The following is a 13783-nucleotide window of genomic DNA, read 5'->3' on the forward strand; positions in this document are numbered from 1 at the left end:
TATTGATAACAGTAATTTTTAACACTGTTATCAATTTTTATCTTTTTGTCCTCGCTATAATCGTCCTTGTATTCATATGTAATATTTTAATCAAAAGAAATATTATTAATATTGATAAACAAGGAAAAAAATACTTTTTTGCAGTTACATTTCCACAGATAGTCAATGCATTTTTTTTAATCAATTATGTTACAGGAATGAATCCTACAAAAGAAACATATTGTTTCAGATGTATGGTTTCGGAGGTTGGGAGTGTACGCAGCCATCAGAAAGGCAAAACAACTTACGTTTATTTGAGTGGAAACGCCTATGAATATTCTTATATGACAAGAAGTTTTTTGATTGATTATAAAAGAATGCTGTTTAAGAATCAGATTATTTATACCTTTGAAAGAGGTATTTTTGGTCTTAAAATCAGAAAAGATTTCGAATTTGTTTTTAATGAAAACTGTTTGGAAAAATAAAAAAGATTGCTGAACACATTCAGTAAAACCGTAATATAAAAGAGGTTGTTCCAAATGGAATGACCTTTTATTTTTTTGTGATAAAATAAAATAAACAGTCCTCTCCTGTTCCGTTAAAAATTTAAGATTAAACTCTTATTAAAATCCACTTGATATATCACAACTTTATTGAATAATTAAATCATAAAGTCTAACTTTGTATAAAACGAAATGAATTTTTTTCATTTTAAAACACTACTTAATGCTAGAACTTGTACTATCTGCCGTCATATTAGGATTTATGCTAAGCCTGGTTTTCATAGGACCTATTTTTTTCCTGCTGATTGAAACCAGCTTTTCCAGAGGCCCCAGACATGCCTTGTCACTGGATCTTGGTGTCATTACAGCAGATTTATTATGCATTGTAGCAGCCTATTATGCCAGTACAGATATTGTAACATTAATAGATAAACATCCGGGATTCTACAGGATCACTTCTATTCTTATTTTTGTCTACGGGATTGTGATGCTGGTGACCAAAACCAAAATGCACCTACCCGGAGAAGAAAGGATTATTGGACAGAATTATATCAAGACTTTTTTCAATGGTTTTTTCTTTAATCTTCTCAATGTTGGAGTCATTCTTTTCTGGCTGGTAACGGTAATTTCCGTAAGGAATCAATATCCGGACACCAGCAGTTTTATTTTATACATCAGCATAGTACTGGCCACTTACCTGTCTATAGATCTTGCCAAGATATTTCTTGCCAAGCAGTTTCATGATAAATTAACACAAAAACTGGCCAACCAGATCAGAAGAGTTGTTGGCTGTATTCTTATTATCTTCAGTTTCTTTATTTTCCTGCAGAGTTTCAAAAAATTCAATCAGTTTGAAAGACAACTGGAGGAAGCAGAAAAGAAAGAAGTAAAATATCAAAAAGCAAAATGAAAAAAATGATCTTTCCAAAGTCTCTTAAAAAAGGAGACAAAATAGCTGTTATTTCCCCTGCAGGAGCTGTAGATGCCACTCAATTGGAAAAGGGAATAGAAATGATTAAAAGCAGAGGTTTTGAGCCCGTTCCCGGAGAACATCTCTACACAAAATTTTCAAACGGATATAATTACGCCGGAACAGAAAAGGAAAGAGCAAAAGATATCAACTGGGCTTTTAACGATAAGGAAATAAAAGCTGTATGGGCTTCCAGAGGAGGCTACGGTTGCCAGCATCTGCTTCAGCATCTGAAGCTTAGAAATTTCTCAGAAAACCCGAAATGGTATATCGGATATTCCGATAATACAGTTATCCAAAGTTATCTGATGAAAAAAGGTTTCGTTTCCATTCACGGGCAGACTGTTAAAACATCCAGCTTTGGAGTTACTGACGAAAGTTATGATCTTATTTTCGATATCCTGAAAGGGAAAAAGCCAAAATACAGCCTTAAATCTCACCCATTCAATAAAAAAGGGAATATTCAGGGAGAACTGGTTGGAGGGAATTTAGCCCTTATCTATGCCCTTCTGGGAACCAGATATTCTTTTGACTTTAAAGACAAAATTCTGTTTATCGAAGATATAGGGGAAAACTTCTATGCACTGGACCGTATGATCATGAGTCTGGAGCTGGCAGGCGTTTTCAATAAAATCAAAGGATTGATTGTTGGTGGAATGACCAATATGGGTGATGAAAAGGAAAATCAAAGCTATGATGAAAGTTTTGATGAGTTCGTTTATAAACTGATCTCAGACAGAATTTCAAAATATAATTTCCCGGTAGTATTTGCTTTCCCGAATGGACATATTAAGGACAACAGGCCCCTTTTAATCGGTGCCAACGTGAAAATGAAAGTGGAAGCTAATGTAAAAATAGATTTTTAAGGCACTACTACTCTCCTATCTCCAGACTCTTAACTATACACTATGGCCCATCATAATGATTTTGGAAAAATAGCAGAGAATCTTGCTGCTGATTATCTTCAGAAAAATGGCTATAAAATTAAGGCCAGAAACTTTCGTTTTAAGCAAAACGAAATTGATATCATTGCTGAAAAAGATAATCTGATTATTATCGTGGAAGTGAAAGCAAGATCCACCGATGCCTTCATCCTTCCTCAGGAAGCTGTAACCAAAACAAAGATAAAATCTATTGTTTCTGCAGCTAATCATTATCTGGAGGAATGTAATAACGATCAGGAAGCCAGGTTTGATATTATTTCTGTTCTTCCCGATGAAAATAAAAATTTAGTAATTGACCATATCAAAGATGCTTTTCAGTCTTTTGATGCGAATTAATATATCAATACAACAATGTTTTAATGTAACAGAATCATGACATTGATAGAGGAGTGCATTCGGACATTTAACAACCAATTTTATGAAGACAATATTGATCACCGGAGCAACTTCCGGTATAGGTAAAGCCACAGCAGAGCTTCTTGCAAAACAAGGAAACAGAATTATTATTTGTGGAAGGAGAAGTGAGGTGCTGGAATCTGTAAAAACAGAACTTTCCCGATACACCGAAATATTTAGTTTAATATTTGATGTAAGGAATCTTGAAGAAGTGGAAACGGCCATTAATTCCCTTCCTGAGAACTGGAAAGATATTGATGTTCTGATAAATAATGCTGGCAATGCTCATGGGTTAGATCCTCTCTCTGCTGGTAAGACGGATGACTGGGATTCTATGATTGACGGAAATGTGAAGGGATTACTCTATGTTTCCAAAATGATTATTCCGGCAATGAAAACTAAAAATTTAGGTCATATAGTAAATATCAGTTCTGTCGCAGCAAGACAAACCTATGCAAATGGAGTAGTGTACTGTGCAACAAAGAAAGCAGTAGACGTTATTTCGGAAGGTATGAGACTGGAGCTTACCGAATTTGGAATCAAAGTAACCAACATCCAGCCGGGAGCTGTAGAAACCGATTTCTCTCTGGTAAGGTTCAAAGGCGACAGTGAAAAGGCTTCAACGGTGTATGCAGGCTATGATGCCCTGAAAGCGGAAGATATTGCTGATGCCATTGCTTACTGTGTAAATGCTCCGAAACACGTTACTATTTCAGATATGACTATCTATCCGAGTGCTCAGGCGGAGCCAAGAACGATTTATAGAAAATAGTCCAAAATAATGGAGTAAATTTGCACAAAATTAAATGCGGTTTTGCTTTTGCAATTTTGCTGTTTAGCTTAAAATAAAAAAATGAAAATTCTATATCTGGAAACATCATCCAAGAACTGTTCAGTAGCTATATCAGACAATGAGAAGCTATTATGCCTTTGTGAAGAAGTTTCTGAAAACTATAAACAGTCTGAAAGCCTTCACACGTACGTAGAATGGGCATTGGAAGGAGCGGGGATTACGCTTAAAGATATCGAAGCTGTTTCTTTAGGAAAAGGCCCCGGATCTTATACCGGCCTACGAATCGGAGCGGCATCTGCAAAAGGGTTTTGTTATGGACTCAGAGTGCCTCTGGTAGCAGTGAATTCTCTTGAAAGTATGATAGAGCCTTTTTTAGGCGGTAACTATGACTTCGTTATCCCTTTGATCGATGCAAGGAGAATGGAGGTTTATACGGCCGTTTATGACGGTAGAACAGGGGAGGAGTTATCCAAGACAGAAGCGAAGATTTTAGATGAGACTTCTTTTGAAGAATTTAAAGATAAAAAAGTTCTGTTTGTAGGGGATGGTGGTAAAAAAGCAAAAGAGATTCTGAATCTTCCGGATGCAGTTTTTAATGAAAACGTTTATCCTTCTTCTCAATATCTGATCAGAAAGACGCTGGAAAAAATAGAAAATAAAGAATTTGAAGATATGGCTTATTTCGAGCCTTTTTATCTGAAGGACTTTCACGGAGTAAAGAAAAAGAAAAGCGAAGAATAATCTTCGCTTTTTTATTTTATTGAGGTCTTGGCGGGATCTTGGAACCCGATTTTGTTTCGTTCGGCTTTTTAGGATTTTGTGGAGCAGTATTCGTATTAATGTTCTGCATCGTATCCAGCTTCTGTACGTTTCCGCTGTTCATTTGTGGAACTCCCGTATTTTGGCTGCTAGGCTGTATTGGTGCTCCCGACGGCTGCTGAGGGATAGAATTTCCTTTATTATCCGTTGCCTGGAAGCTCAAATCACTTTTCAGGTAATTCAACATTTCTTTGGCTCGTATGCCTTCAGGTGTCTTGGAATAATTCAGGGCAATCTGTTCAAGCTGCAGAATCATAACTTCCTTTCCACTAGATTTTCCTGCATTGAAAGCATTTAATAAATACAGCTTGGGAACCAGAGCATCTTTCGGATACTTCTGAATCGTCTGATCGATCAGATCTTTACTTTCGGAAAATTTTTCTGATTCAAATAGTGCATATGCTTTTTTGTATTCGTTTTCAACTTCTTCGGTTGATTTTACAAATGATTTATTCTTAGGATTTCTGGCAAATTCTGCATAAGAAGTATATGGATAATCTGCCAGGAGAATTTGTTTTGCTCTTTCAGAAGCCTGTGGATTTTTCTCATAATTCATGGCAAAAATCTCATACAATGCCTGTAACATTACTTTTTCTTCCGGCTTTACATCCACAAGATCATAAAGCGTTTTCGTGGCCAGTGGAGTATTGGTAAAATAATTCTGATACATAATTCCCAGACCTAATGAAGCGGTGTCTCTGTCCTTTTTTAACTGAGATAATTTCCCCTGATCCGTAGGAATCTGTTCAATATAGTACGCAGGCTCAAAACGTCTTGGATTAGGCGCTGAGGTTACTCCCAACGCTTCATTTTTCATATCTTCAATAGAGGCCATTTTCTTGGAAGAACGCCAGTTATCAGCCAGAGCACGGTCTCCCCAGATCTGCTTAAATGAAGAGGTTCCTTTGCTTACCGTTCCTGAATTGCTGAAATAAAAACCTTTTGTAGTGACTCCAAAGTCTTCAAAAGAATTGCCGCTATTGGCAAAAATAGAATTGGCACTGTAATCTCCGGTATCAAAACCTTTACTTCTTTCTGCACGTCTTCTTTCCTGTTCCTCTTTCTCTTCTTTAATCTTTAATTTGGCAATATATTTTGTGAAATAGTCTGTTTTCTGTGCATCATTCATTTTTGCCAGAGAAAGAATACTGTCATTCTTTTTGATCAGATAGTAGTTTTTGGAAATCTTTTTAATATACTCGGATTGATCTTTTAACAGGATTTTTGATGGTTCATAAGTCATTACGGCAAGCGCGGAATCATAATAACTTCCGGCTCCGATATAATCATTCTTGTCAAGGTAGCTTTTTCCTATTTCATAATAAGCCAATCCACGGATCTGAGGATCAGAAACCTTTTCAAAAAGAGATTTTCTGAAGAATTGCTGAGCTTCATCCTTTTTGCCTGCTTTATTGGCCATCAAACCTAAGGCATAGTAAAATTCGTTCTTTCTTGATCCATACATCCCTTTTTTACTGATTCCTTCCAGATAATTTTTGGCTCCTGCATAATCACCTTTACCGTTGAAAGTTTTGGCGATGGCAACCTGAGATTTTACTTCAAATTCGAAATCACTGGCATATTTATACGCTGCAGCATAGCTTTCTCTTGCTTTATCATTCTGGTTCAGGTTTTCCAGCACCTGGCCTCTAAGGTAAGCGATTCTGCTCTTCAGTTTTCTGTTTGTATTGAGCTCAAAAGCATTGTCAAGTTCCTTGGCAGCTTCTTCTTTTTTACCGGCATCAAGCAGAGATTCGGAATAGTAAATGCTCAGCAGTTTTGCATAGCTTTTACTGATATCTTCACTTTTCAGTTTGGCAAATGTTTCATGCGCTCTGTGATAATCTTTGATCTGATCATAAGCAAGCCCCTGATAGATTCTTGCAAGTGGAATCCTTTTATCATCTTTCATACGGGTGAAGACATAATTGAGAGCATCCAGGGCCTCCAGAGATTTACCCCTATAAATTCTTGCCTGTGCAAGGATCATGTAGGCATCAAAAATCTGCTTGTTTTTCTCTTCACCATTTCTGGTTACAGAATATTTATTAATTGCTTTTAAAGCTTTAGCTTCTGCAATCTCCAGAGTAGTGGCTCCTTTATTCTCTTCTCCGTCAGGTCTTGAAGGGCCGTTTCCCTGGGGTCCGCCGGGAATATTCGGAATTCCTGAATTGCCTCTTCCTGAAGGTCTGTTGGCTACTTCTGCCATCTTCATAGAGTTTTCTGCAAAAGCTTCAGTCTGCCCGAGATCACTGCCCAAAGGCTGTTCTTCATAAGTAAGAATGGGAATATAGGGAGCATAGAAATTGTCTTTATGCCCTTTATCTCTGGCTGTAAACTCACTGTTTAACGCATCTTTTGCATTAAAGAGAGTGTTGTAATATGTGGAAAATCCTTTCAATACTCTTGAACGCTGCTCCGGCTTTTTGGTTTTGGTAGCACAGGAAGCAACAAGACATATGACTAAAAGGAATAATATATTCTTTTTCATTATTCAATATAACTCGCTAATCTGCTTTTTATTATCAGCAGTTTGATGATTTTGTAAAAATAATAAAATTTTATAATGAATAATATTTATATTTCTGGTGGAAATATTTTATTTCTTCTTTAAGGGGAGTTTTGAACCTGATAATCTTTTAAATCAGCGAAGATTCTTTCAGTATTTTATAAACAAGATGGGTAGGAAGCCCCATAATGGTATAATAACTTCCGGTAAGGCTTGTGATCTTTGCCATTCCCAGCCATTCCTGGACACCATAACTTCCGGCTTTGTCGTAAGGCTTATAATTCTGAATATAATAATTTATTTCTTCATCCGAAAGCTTGTCCAGAGTAACATCAGCTACATCGGTTTCAGTGATAGATTTTCTGGCGGTTTTGATGGTAATTCCCGTATACACCTGATGAGTTCTTCCTGAGAGGTTTTGAAGCATTTTAAACGCATCCGTTTCATCTGTAGGTTTACCAAGGATCTGATTGTCGATAGCAACTACCGTATCGGCAGTCAGAAGTACTTCATCTTCCTCCAGACTTCTGAAAGCATCTGCTTTTAAGTCGGAAAGATAAGCGACAGCTTCCTGTATTTTGATGGCTTCCGGAATAATTTCTTCACAGTCTATTTTTACGACCTCAAATTCAAAACCAAGGCTGGAAAGAAGCTCTTTTCTTCGTGGAGATTGTGATGCTAAAAGTAATTTCATAAAGAAAGTTATACAGATTGAGTATTATCATCATGCCAGTTTCCCTGAACTTTCATTACCTGTTCAATGACATCACGAACCGCACCTGTTCCTCCTTTTTTAGGAGAAATATAATCGGAAATTCCTTTTACTTCAGGTACTGCATTTTCAGGACATGCCGCAATAGCTGAATTTTCCATAATATGAATATCCGGAAGATCATCACCCATGGTCAGAATTTCTTCGTTTTTAAGATTATATTTCCTCTTAAAGTCTTCGAAATCATCTATTTTATTGTGAGACTTCGGATAGTAGTCCTGAATCCCCAGATAATTGATTCTGTGCTTTACCATTTCATCATTTCCTCCCGTAATAACCCCGATTAAATAATTGTTTTTTAAAGCTTTTACTACTGCATAACCGTCCAGGACATTCATTACCCTGCACATATTTCCTCCGGGAAGAAGATATACGCTTCCGTCAGTGAAAACTCCGTCAACATCAAATACAAATGCCTTAATATCTTTTAATTTCTCTTTATAGCTCATACATTTCCTGAATAGAATGATTCATTGTTTTATAAATTTCAAGACTTTCGTCTTTTAATAACTGTTCATGCAGCTGTAAAATTCTTACATCATTTCTTACTGCGGGGCCCGTTTGTGCCATTTTAGGTTCAATTTCATGAATTTTCTGAACCGTTTCATCAATCAGCGGCAAGAAATAATCAAACGGAATTTCCTGAGAATCTGAAATTTCTTTAGCCCTTGAAAAAAGGTGATTCACAAAATTGCAGGCAAATACAGCCGTCAGGTGAATATATTTTCTTTTTTCGTGATTGCTTTCCATTACTCTTTCCGAAATCTTTGAAGCAAGATCAAACAATATTTTTTGATCTTTTTCATTTTCCGCCTCTATAAAAAACGGAATTTTTTCATAGTCAAGTTCCTTGGATTTTGAAAAAGTCTGTAAAGGGTAGAAGCTGGATTTTCTATACTCACCAGCCAGAACTTCTTTTGGAAGAGATCCTGAGGTATGGGCCACCAGACAATCTTTTTTTGTAATAATTTTTGAGACTTCTTCCACAGAATGATCGCTTACACAAAGAATATAAAGATCTGCTTCTTCCAGATGATCTGTGGAATAAGAAATATTTAATTCTTCAGAGATTTTACTTAATTCTTTTTCGTTCCTCCCAAATAGCTGCGCCACAGGAATGCTTTTCAACGTGAAAGCTTTTGCCATATGATAGGCTACATTTCCGGAACCGATGATTACAATTTGCATATAACAAATATAAGATTTTAAGCTGAGCCGGGAAAGGAAGAACACTTCAGAAATCCTGTACTTCAATATAGGCACGTTTATTGCGTAAGTGTCTCATATTATTTTTAATATTTAAAATGAAAATTGAATTTTTAATTTAACTTTCAGCTATTTTTGTAATCCAAAACAATGAAGGCATCTTATGAAGATTAAGGACGCGGAAATTATTTCGTTGATGCAAAATCCACGAACCCAGGATAAAGGGGTTCGTGCCTTGATGGATGCCTATCAAAGCAGATTGTACTGGCACATACGAAGAATTATTGTGGACGGAGATCTTGCACAGGATACTTTGCAGGAAACTTTTATTAAAGCATATCAGAATTTTCATCAGTTTAAAAATGATAGCCAGTTGTATACCTGGTTGTACAGAATCGCTACCAACGAAGCACTACAACAGGTCAACAAAATGAAAAAAATGCAGAAAACGGATGAGGATCCGGAGTATCATATGCAGAATCTCGTCGCAGATAATACAGAAGGAGATGCTGAGGAAATACAGATTTTACTGCAGAATGCTATACAGAGCCTGCCCGAAAAGCAGAAACTGGTATTTATGATGAGGTATTATGATGATTTACCCTACGAAGAAATATCAAAAATTGTAGATATGTCGGTAGGGACTTTGAAAACAAATTATCATTATGCCAAACAGAAAATAGAAGAGTATATTAAAGAAAATTACGAAAAATAATTTTTGACCAACAAAGATGAAAGAGTTCGACATAGAAAAATTAGAGCGTAAAAACATTTACACAGTTCCTGATAATTTGTTTCAAAATATTCAGGAGAATGTTATGAATGATATAAAGGCAAGTAAAAAAGCACCTGTCTTTAAGCTGAACTGGATGTATGCTGCTGCAGCATCACTGGCTTTGATTTTTGGAGCAACTTATGTTTTTAATTCAGATAATGATTCCCCTGAACAGATACTGAACTCTAAAACAGCTTATGCTGCCAATGACGGAGCGCCGAAAACAGAAAGCGAGCTGGCTTATGAAACTTTAAAATCTGATTTAACTTCTGTTGAAAATAATGATCAAACAGTTGACAATCAAAAAAATAACAATGTCTACGCTTCTAAAAGTGTAAACGAAACCAAAAAAACTGCAGAGACCACTGAACCGGTGAAAGCTGTAAAGAAAAAAGAAGAAACACGAATGAATGAATATCTTGACTCGTTTTCTAATTCTGAAATTGCAGAGTTAGCAAGTAATTCGACTCAGGACGTTTATTTGGATATTTATAATTAAAAGAAAATGAAAAAGATATTATTGACGTTTTTGATTATTTATGGCTTTGGATTGAATGCCCAAAGAACGGATTATGATTGGAAAAAGATGGATCCTAAACAAAGGAAAGAAGTCATCAATAATCTTTCTCCGGAAGAGAGAAAAGAACTCCTGAAGAAATTCAGGGACAATATGATCATGGATAATCTTAATGTTGATCCAGACGATAAAGCCGAATTTACACAATTGTATAACGAATATCTGGATAGCCAGAGGCAGATAAAAAGTCAGTTTAATTCGAACTTTGATCCTGAATCCTTAACGGATGACGAGGCTAAAGCAAAATTGCAGCAAAGTTTTGAATTGGGACAAAAGTTATTGGATAACAGAAAGAAATATGCAGATAAAATGCAGCAGGTAATTCCCTGCCAGAAAGTTTTGAAGCTGTTTCAATCCGAGAAAATGATGAAGGATAAAATGGACGAAAGAAGACCTCACGGAAACCATAACAATGCTTCGGGACCTAAACAGAACCCATAATAGTTTATTTTTTTAATGTTGGACGGCTCTTACAGATATTTCTGTGAGAGCCGTTTAATTTTGTTGTAAATTTCTATTTTTGTTGAAGTTAAAACATAAATTATGAGAAACATTTTTTTCTTTTTATTGATTTCAGTTTTTGCATCAGCACAGAAAATAGAAACCATTGATCTTTCAAAATCCATTAAAGATGGCAAAAATTCTATCAAGAGTCTTACGGTAATAGATCAAAGGGCAAATCAAGAAATTGGAATTGTTATGCACCATAAGGACGAGGTAAAAGTTGTTTTCGAAAATAATGCCAGCAAAGACATACAGGATTGGTTTTATAAGTACAATCTGTCGCGAGGAAATAATGATATGGTTTTTTTGCTTGAAAATTTAAGTATTTCAGAAGATAAAAAGGAAAAGTATTCTATTGGAAAGCTTGAATTAAAGGCAAGTACATTTATTAAAAAAGAAGACGGATATCATTTTATGGATAGAATAGATACTGTGGCAACAGTCTCATCACGTACAACACCTTATCTGGCACAAAGTCTGGCAAGAAAAGTGACTTTAATTCTTACTGATCTTTTTAAAGACTCCTATAAAGCAACCCCTTGGGAACTTAGCATTTCAGAAAATGAGTTTCCTGATTATGCCTCTGTATTAAAAGAAAAATTGAGTATTCTAAAAGCAAATGAACTTAAAGAAGGGGTTTACAAAGACTATTATAGCTTTTTTACTCACAATCCTGAACCCGGATTTACTTTGCAGGCTAATGATAAGGGAATCATTACAAAGGCTGTAAAAGGAGATGAAAAATCGACAATAAGACATTTTTATGCTTTTGTCTATAAGGGCATCGCATATAAAAATATTCCTGTGGGTTACACTGAGATTTTCAAAGATGATAATGGGGTTTTTATAGAGGCAACAAAAGCAGAATTATTTCCTGAAACGGTTACAACAGGGGTTACAATTGGGGCTGCAGCAGGAGGTATGCTTGGAGGCACTATTGGTGCAGTGATAGATGTCAGTTTATCAAAAAAAAGAAAGACCACTGGAGGGGCTAAAGTTTATCTTGATCCTTTTACGGGAAATTACCTGTTACCGGAAGACTTTGGCAAAACAAAATAATATTTAAAAAGAGGAAAAATTTTCCCTCTTTTCTTATTGTTATCTGTGTTTCAGTTAAAAGAAAGAATTAAGGATGAAAAATTCTCCTGCAATTTCTTATCTTTGCAAATTACAAGATTCTTAAATGAAAAACATACGAAATTTTTGCATAATCGCTCATATCGACCATGGTAAAAGTACCCTGGCAGACCGTCTATTGGAGTACACGAATACCGTTACCCAAAGAGAATTGCAGTCTCAGACGCTGGATGATATGGATTTGGAGAAAGAACGTGGGATTACCATTAAGTCACACGCCATCCAGATGGATTATGAGTATAAAGGAGAAAAATATATTTTAAACCTTATTGATACCCCGGGACACGTTGATTTCTCTTATGAAGTATCCCGTTCTATTGCTGCCTGTGAAGGAGCACTTCTTATTGTAGATGCTGCACAGAGTATTCAGGCACAAACCATCAGTAACCTTTATCTTGCATTGGAAAATGATTTAACGATCATTCCGATTCTGAATAAAATTGACCTTCCGTCTGCGAACCCGGAAGAAGTAACCGATGAGATCATGAACCTTATCGGATGCGAATATGAAGATGTATTGAGAGTTTCCGGTAAAACAGGAGAAGGTGTTCATAACCTTTTAGAGCAGATTGTTGAAAGAATTCCTGCACCGGTAGGAGATCCTGACGGTCCACTGCAGGCTTTGATCTTTGACTCTGTATACAACCCGTTCAGAGGTATTGAAGCTTATTTTAAAGTAGTGAACGGAAGCATCACCAAAAATGAAAAGATCAAATTTTTCGCTACAGGAAAGGAATATGGAGCTGATGAAGTGGGTACCTTAAAACTGAAGCAGGTTCCCAAGAAAACGATCCATTGCGGAGACGTGGGATATCTTGTATCGGGTATTAAAGATGCCCGTGAGGTAAAAGTAGGAGATACCATCACTTCATTTGAAAAACCTGCGGATGCTCCGATTGATGGATTTGAGGAAGTAAAACCAATGGTATTTGCCGGGATCTACCCAATTGATTCTGAAGATTTTGAAGAATTAAGATTCTCTCTTGAAAAATTAAGACTGAATGATGCTTCTCTGGTTTTCGAGCCGGAAAGTTCTGCCGCCCTTGGTTTTGGTTTCCGTTGTGGATTCTTAGGAATGCTACACATGGAAATCGTTCAGGAACGTCTTGACAGAGAGTTTAATATGAACGTCATCACTACGGTACCGAACGTATCTTATTTTGGATATACTAAAAAAGAGCCTGAAGTTCCGATTTTGATCAACAACCCGTCTGAAATGATGGATCCTTCAACGATGGACAGAGTAGAAGAACCATTCATCAAGGCGTCTATCATTACAAAATCCGACTTCGTAGGTGCAGTAATGACTTTATGTATCGAAAAAAGAGGAGAAATTGTTAACCAGAGTTATCTGACATCAGAAAGAGTAGAGTTAATTTTCAATATGCCTCTTGCTGAGGTGGTATTCGACTTCTATGACAGGTTAAAATCTATCTCTAAAGGATATGCTTCATTTGATTATCACCCCATCGGATTCAGAGCTTCCAAGCTTGTAAAAATGGATATCCTGATCAATGGTGACATGGTAGATGCATTATCTTCTTTGATTCACGATTCTAATGCTTATTACATCGGTAAAAGAATGTGTGAAAAGCTTCGTGAGCTGATCCCGAGACAACAGTTTGATATTGCTGTTCAGGCTGCATTAGGTACAAAAGTAATCGCGAGAGAAACGATTAAAGCCTTAAGAAAAGACGTTACCGCAAAATGTTACGGAGGAGATATTTCCAGAAAACGTAAGTTATTGGAAAAGCAGAAAGAAGGTAAGAAGAAAATGAAGCAGATTGGTAGAGTAGAAGTACCACAATCAGCGTTCATGGCTGTATTAAAGTTAAATGATTAATTATTAATCTATTATAAAGTAAAAACCGCTTCTGATGAAGCGGTTTTTTTATGGAT

General features: G+C 36.3%; 15 protein-coding genes. 11 read left to right on the forward strand and 4 right to left on the reverse strand.

Annotation, left to right across the window (positions count from 1 at the left end; all coding sequences use genetic code 11):
* The first annotated feature begins 197 nt into the window (after positions 1-197).
* The 6 genes from AC5YGI_RS02370 to tsaB all read left to right on the forward strand — a co-directional run bounded on the left by AC5YGI_RS02370 (position 198) and on the right by tsaB (position 4326).
* A complete protein-coding gene (locus AC5YGI_RS02370) occupies positions 198-464 on the forward strand; it encodes a hypothetical protein (protein WP_227941340.1) in 267 nt (88 codons plus the stop codon).
* Positions 465-705: 241 nt separating this feature from the next.
* On the forward strand, positions 706-1392 hold the full coding sequence (locus AC5YGI_RS02375; RefSeq protein ID WP_330744753.1) for a LysE family translocator: 687 nt from the start codon (positions 706-708) through the stop codon (positions 1390-1392).
* The gene (locus tag AC5YGI_RS02380) at positions 1389-2318 is read left to right on the forward strand and encodes a S66 peptidase family protein (RefSeq protein WP_496167403.1); all 930 of its coding nucleotides are present in this window, start codon (positions 1389-1391) and stop codon (positions 2316-2318) included. Before AC5YGI_RS02375 ends, AC5YGI_RS02380 begins: the two co-directional genes overlap by 4 nt.
* 42 nt (positions 2319-2360) lie before the next feature.
* Positions 2361-2732 (forward strand): YraN family protein, encoded by a 372-nt coding sequence (locus AC5YGI_RS02385; RefSeq protein WP_202842168.1) that lies wholly within the window; start codon positions 2361-2363, stop codon positions 2730-2732.
* An 82-nt stretch (positions 2733-2814) separates the two neighbouring features.
* Positions 2815-3564 carry an SDR family NAD(P)-dependent oxidoreductase gene (locus AC5YGI_RS02390; protein WP_446107169.1) on the forward strand — a complete coding sequence of 250 codons (750 nt, stop codon included), beginning with the start codon at positions 2815-2817 and terminating at the stop codon, positions 3562-3564.
* A gap of 81 nt (positions 3565-3645) precedes the next feature.
* Positions 3646-4326 (forward strand): tRNA (adenosine(37)-N6)-threonylcarbamoyltransferase complex dimerization subunit type 1 TsaB, encoded by a 681-nt coding sequence (gene tsaB, locus AC5YGI_RS02395; RefSeq protein ID WP_496167404.1) that lies wholly within the window; start codon positions 3646-3648, stop codon positions 4324-4326.
* A gap of 16 nt (positions 4327-4342) precedes the next feature.
* Here the strand turns inward: tsaB and porW are convergent, their stop codons facing one another.
* The 4 genes from porW to AC5YGI_RS02415 form a co-directional block, all read right to left on the reverse strand.
* Positions 4343-6895: a type IX secretion system periplasmic lipoprotein PorW/SprE gene (gene porW / locus AC5YGI_RS02400; protein ID WP_496167405.1), complete on the reverse strand. Its 2553-nt coding sequence runs from the start codon at positions 6893-6895 to the stop codon at positions 4343-4345.
* 148 nt (positions 6896-7043) lie between these two features.
* Positions 7044-7607 carry a Maf family protein gene (locus AC5YGI_RS02405; RefSeq protein ID WP_496167406.1) on the reverse strand — a complete coding sequence of 188 codons (564 nt, stop codon included), beginning with the start codon at positions 7605-7607 and terminating at the stop codon, positions 7044-7046.
* An 8-nt stretch (positions 7608-7615) separates the two neighbouring features.
* Positions 7616-8134, reverse strand: coding sequence for a KdsC family phosphatase (locus AC5YGI_RS02410; protein WP_330744747.1), 519 nt, complete (start codon positions 8132-8134; stop codon positions 7616-7618).
* Complete coding sequence (locus tag AC5YGI_RS02415) at positions 8124-8873, reverse strand: Rossmann-like and DUF2520 domain-containing protein (protein WP_496167407.1); 750 nt, start codon at positions 8871-8873, stop codon at positions 8124-8126. The genes AC5YGI_RS02410 and AC5YGI_RS02415 overlap by 11 nt, the downstream gene beginning before the upstream one ends.
* A 181-nt stretch (positions 8874-9054) precedes the next feature.
* Between AC5YGI_RS02415 and AC5YGI_RS02420 the strand changes: the two genes are divergently transcribed.
* From AC5YGI_RS02420 to lepA, 5 genes are all read left to right on the forward strand, one after another.
* The gene (locus tag AC5YGI_RS02420; protein WP_110008945.1) at positions 9055-9606 is read left to right on the forward strand and encodes an RNA polymerase sigma factor; all 552 of its coding nucleotides are present in this window, start codon (positions 9055-9057) and stop codon (positions 9604-9606) included.
* Positions 9607-9622: 16 nt separating this feature from the next.
* Entirely contained in the window at positions 9623-10165 is a 543-nt protein-coding gene (locus AC5YGI_RS02425; RefSeq protein WP_496167408.1) for a hypothetical protein, read from the forward strand.
* Positions 10166-10171: 6 nt separating this feature from the next.
* Positions 10172-10684, forward strand: coding sequence for a hypothetical protein (locus AC5YGI_RS02430; RefSeq protein ID WP_137904559.1), 513 nt, complete (start codon positions 10172-10174; stop codon positions 10682-10684).
* Between the two features lie 102 nt (positions 10685-10786).
* A complete protein-coding gene (locus AC5YGI_RS02435) occupies positions 10787-11806 on the forward strand; it encodes a hypothetical protein (RefSeq protein WP_496167409.1) in 1020 nt (339 codons plus the stop codon).
* A gap of 124 nt (positions 11807-11930) precedes the next feature.
* Positions 11931-13727: a translation elongation factor 4 gene (gene lepA / locus AC5YGI_RS02440; protein ID WP_062672783.1), complete on the forward strand. Its 1797-nt coding sequence runs from the start codon at positions 11931-11933 to the stop codon at positions 13725-13727.
* Positions 13728-13783 lie beyond the last annotated feature (56 nt).

Source organism: Chryseobacterium sp. CS3K3.1, assembly GCF_059515165.1.

What these genes read in the sequence shown, in the direction of transcription:
- AC5YGI_RS02370 (WP_227941340.1), top strand. Translation starts at nt 198, where the DNA reads ATGAATCCTACAAAAGAAACATATTGTTTCAGATGTATGGTTTCGGAG.
- AC5YGI_RS02375 (WP_330744753.1), top strand. Translation starts at nt 706, where the DNA reads ATGCTAGAACTTGTACTATCTGCCGTCATATTAGGATTTATGCTAAGC.
- AC5YGI_RS02380 (WP_496167403.1), top strand. Translation starts at nt 1,389, where the DNA reads ATGAAAAAAATGATCTTTCCAAAGTCTCTTAAAAAAGGAGACAAAATA.
- AC5YGI_RS02385 (WP_202842168.1), top strand. Translation starts at nt 2,361, where the DNA reads ATGGCCCATCATAATGATTTTGGAAAAATAGCAGAGAATCTTGCTGCT.
- AC5YGI_RS02390 (WP_446107169.1), top strand. Translation starts at nt 2,815, where the DNA reads ATGAAGACAATATTGATCACCGGAGCAACTTCCGGTATAGGTAAAGCC.
- tsaB (WP_496167404.1), top strand. Translation starts at nt 3,646, where the DNA reads ATGAAAATTCTATATCTGGAAACATCATCCAAGAACTGTTCAGTAGCT.
- porW (WP_496167405.1), bottom strand. Translation starts at nt 6,895, where the DNA reads ATGAAAAAGAATATATTATTCCTTTTAGTCATATGTCTTGTTGCTTCC.
- AC5YGI_RS02405 (WP_496167406.1), bottom strand. Translation starts at nt 7,607, where the DNA reads ATGAAATTACTTTTAGCATCACAATCTCCACGAAGAAAAGAGCTTCTT.
- AC5YGI_RS02410 (WP_330744747.1), bottom strand. Translation starts at nt 8,134, where the DNA reads ATGAGCTATAAAGAGAAATTAAAAGATATTAAGGCATTTGTATTTGAT.
- AC5YGI_RS02415 (WP_496167407.1), bottom strand. Translation starts at nt 8,873, where the DNA reads ATGCAAATTGTAATCATCGGTTCCGGAAATGTAGCCTATCATATGGCA.
- AC5YGI_RS02420 (WP_110008945.1), top strand. Translation starts at nt 9,055, where the DNA reads ATGAAGATTAAGGACGCGGAAATTATTTCGTTGATGCAAAATCCACGA.
- AC5YGI_RS02425 (WP_496167408.1), top strand. Translation starts at nt 9,623, where the DNA reads ATGAAAGAGTTCGACATAGAAAAATTAGAGCGTAAAAACATTTACACA.
- AC5YGI_RS02430 (WP_137904559.1), top strand. Translation starts at nt 10,172, where the DNA reads ATGAAAAAGATATTATTGACGTTTTTGATTATTTATGGCTTTGGATTG.
- AC5YGI_RS02435 (WP_496167409.1), top strand. Translation starts at nt 10,787, where the DNA reads ATGAGAAACATTTTTTTCTTTTTATTGATTTCAGTTTTTGCATCAGCA.
- lepA (WP_062672783.1), top strand. Translation starts at nt 11,931, where the DNA reads ATGAAAAACATACGAAATTTTTGCATAATCGCTCATATCGACCATGGT.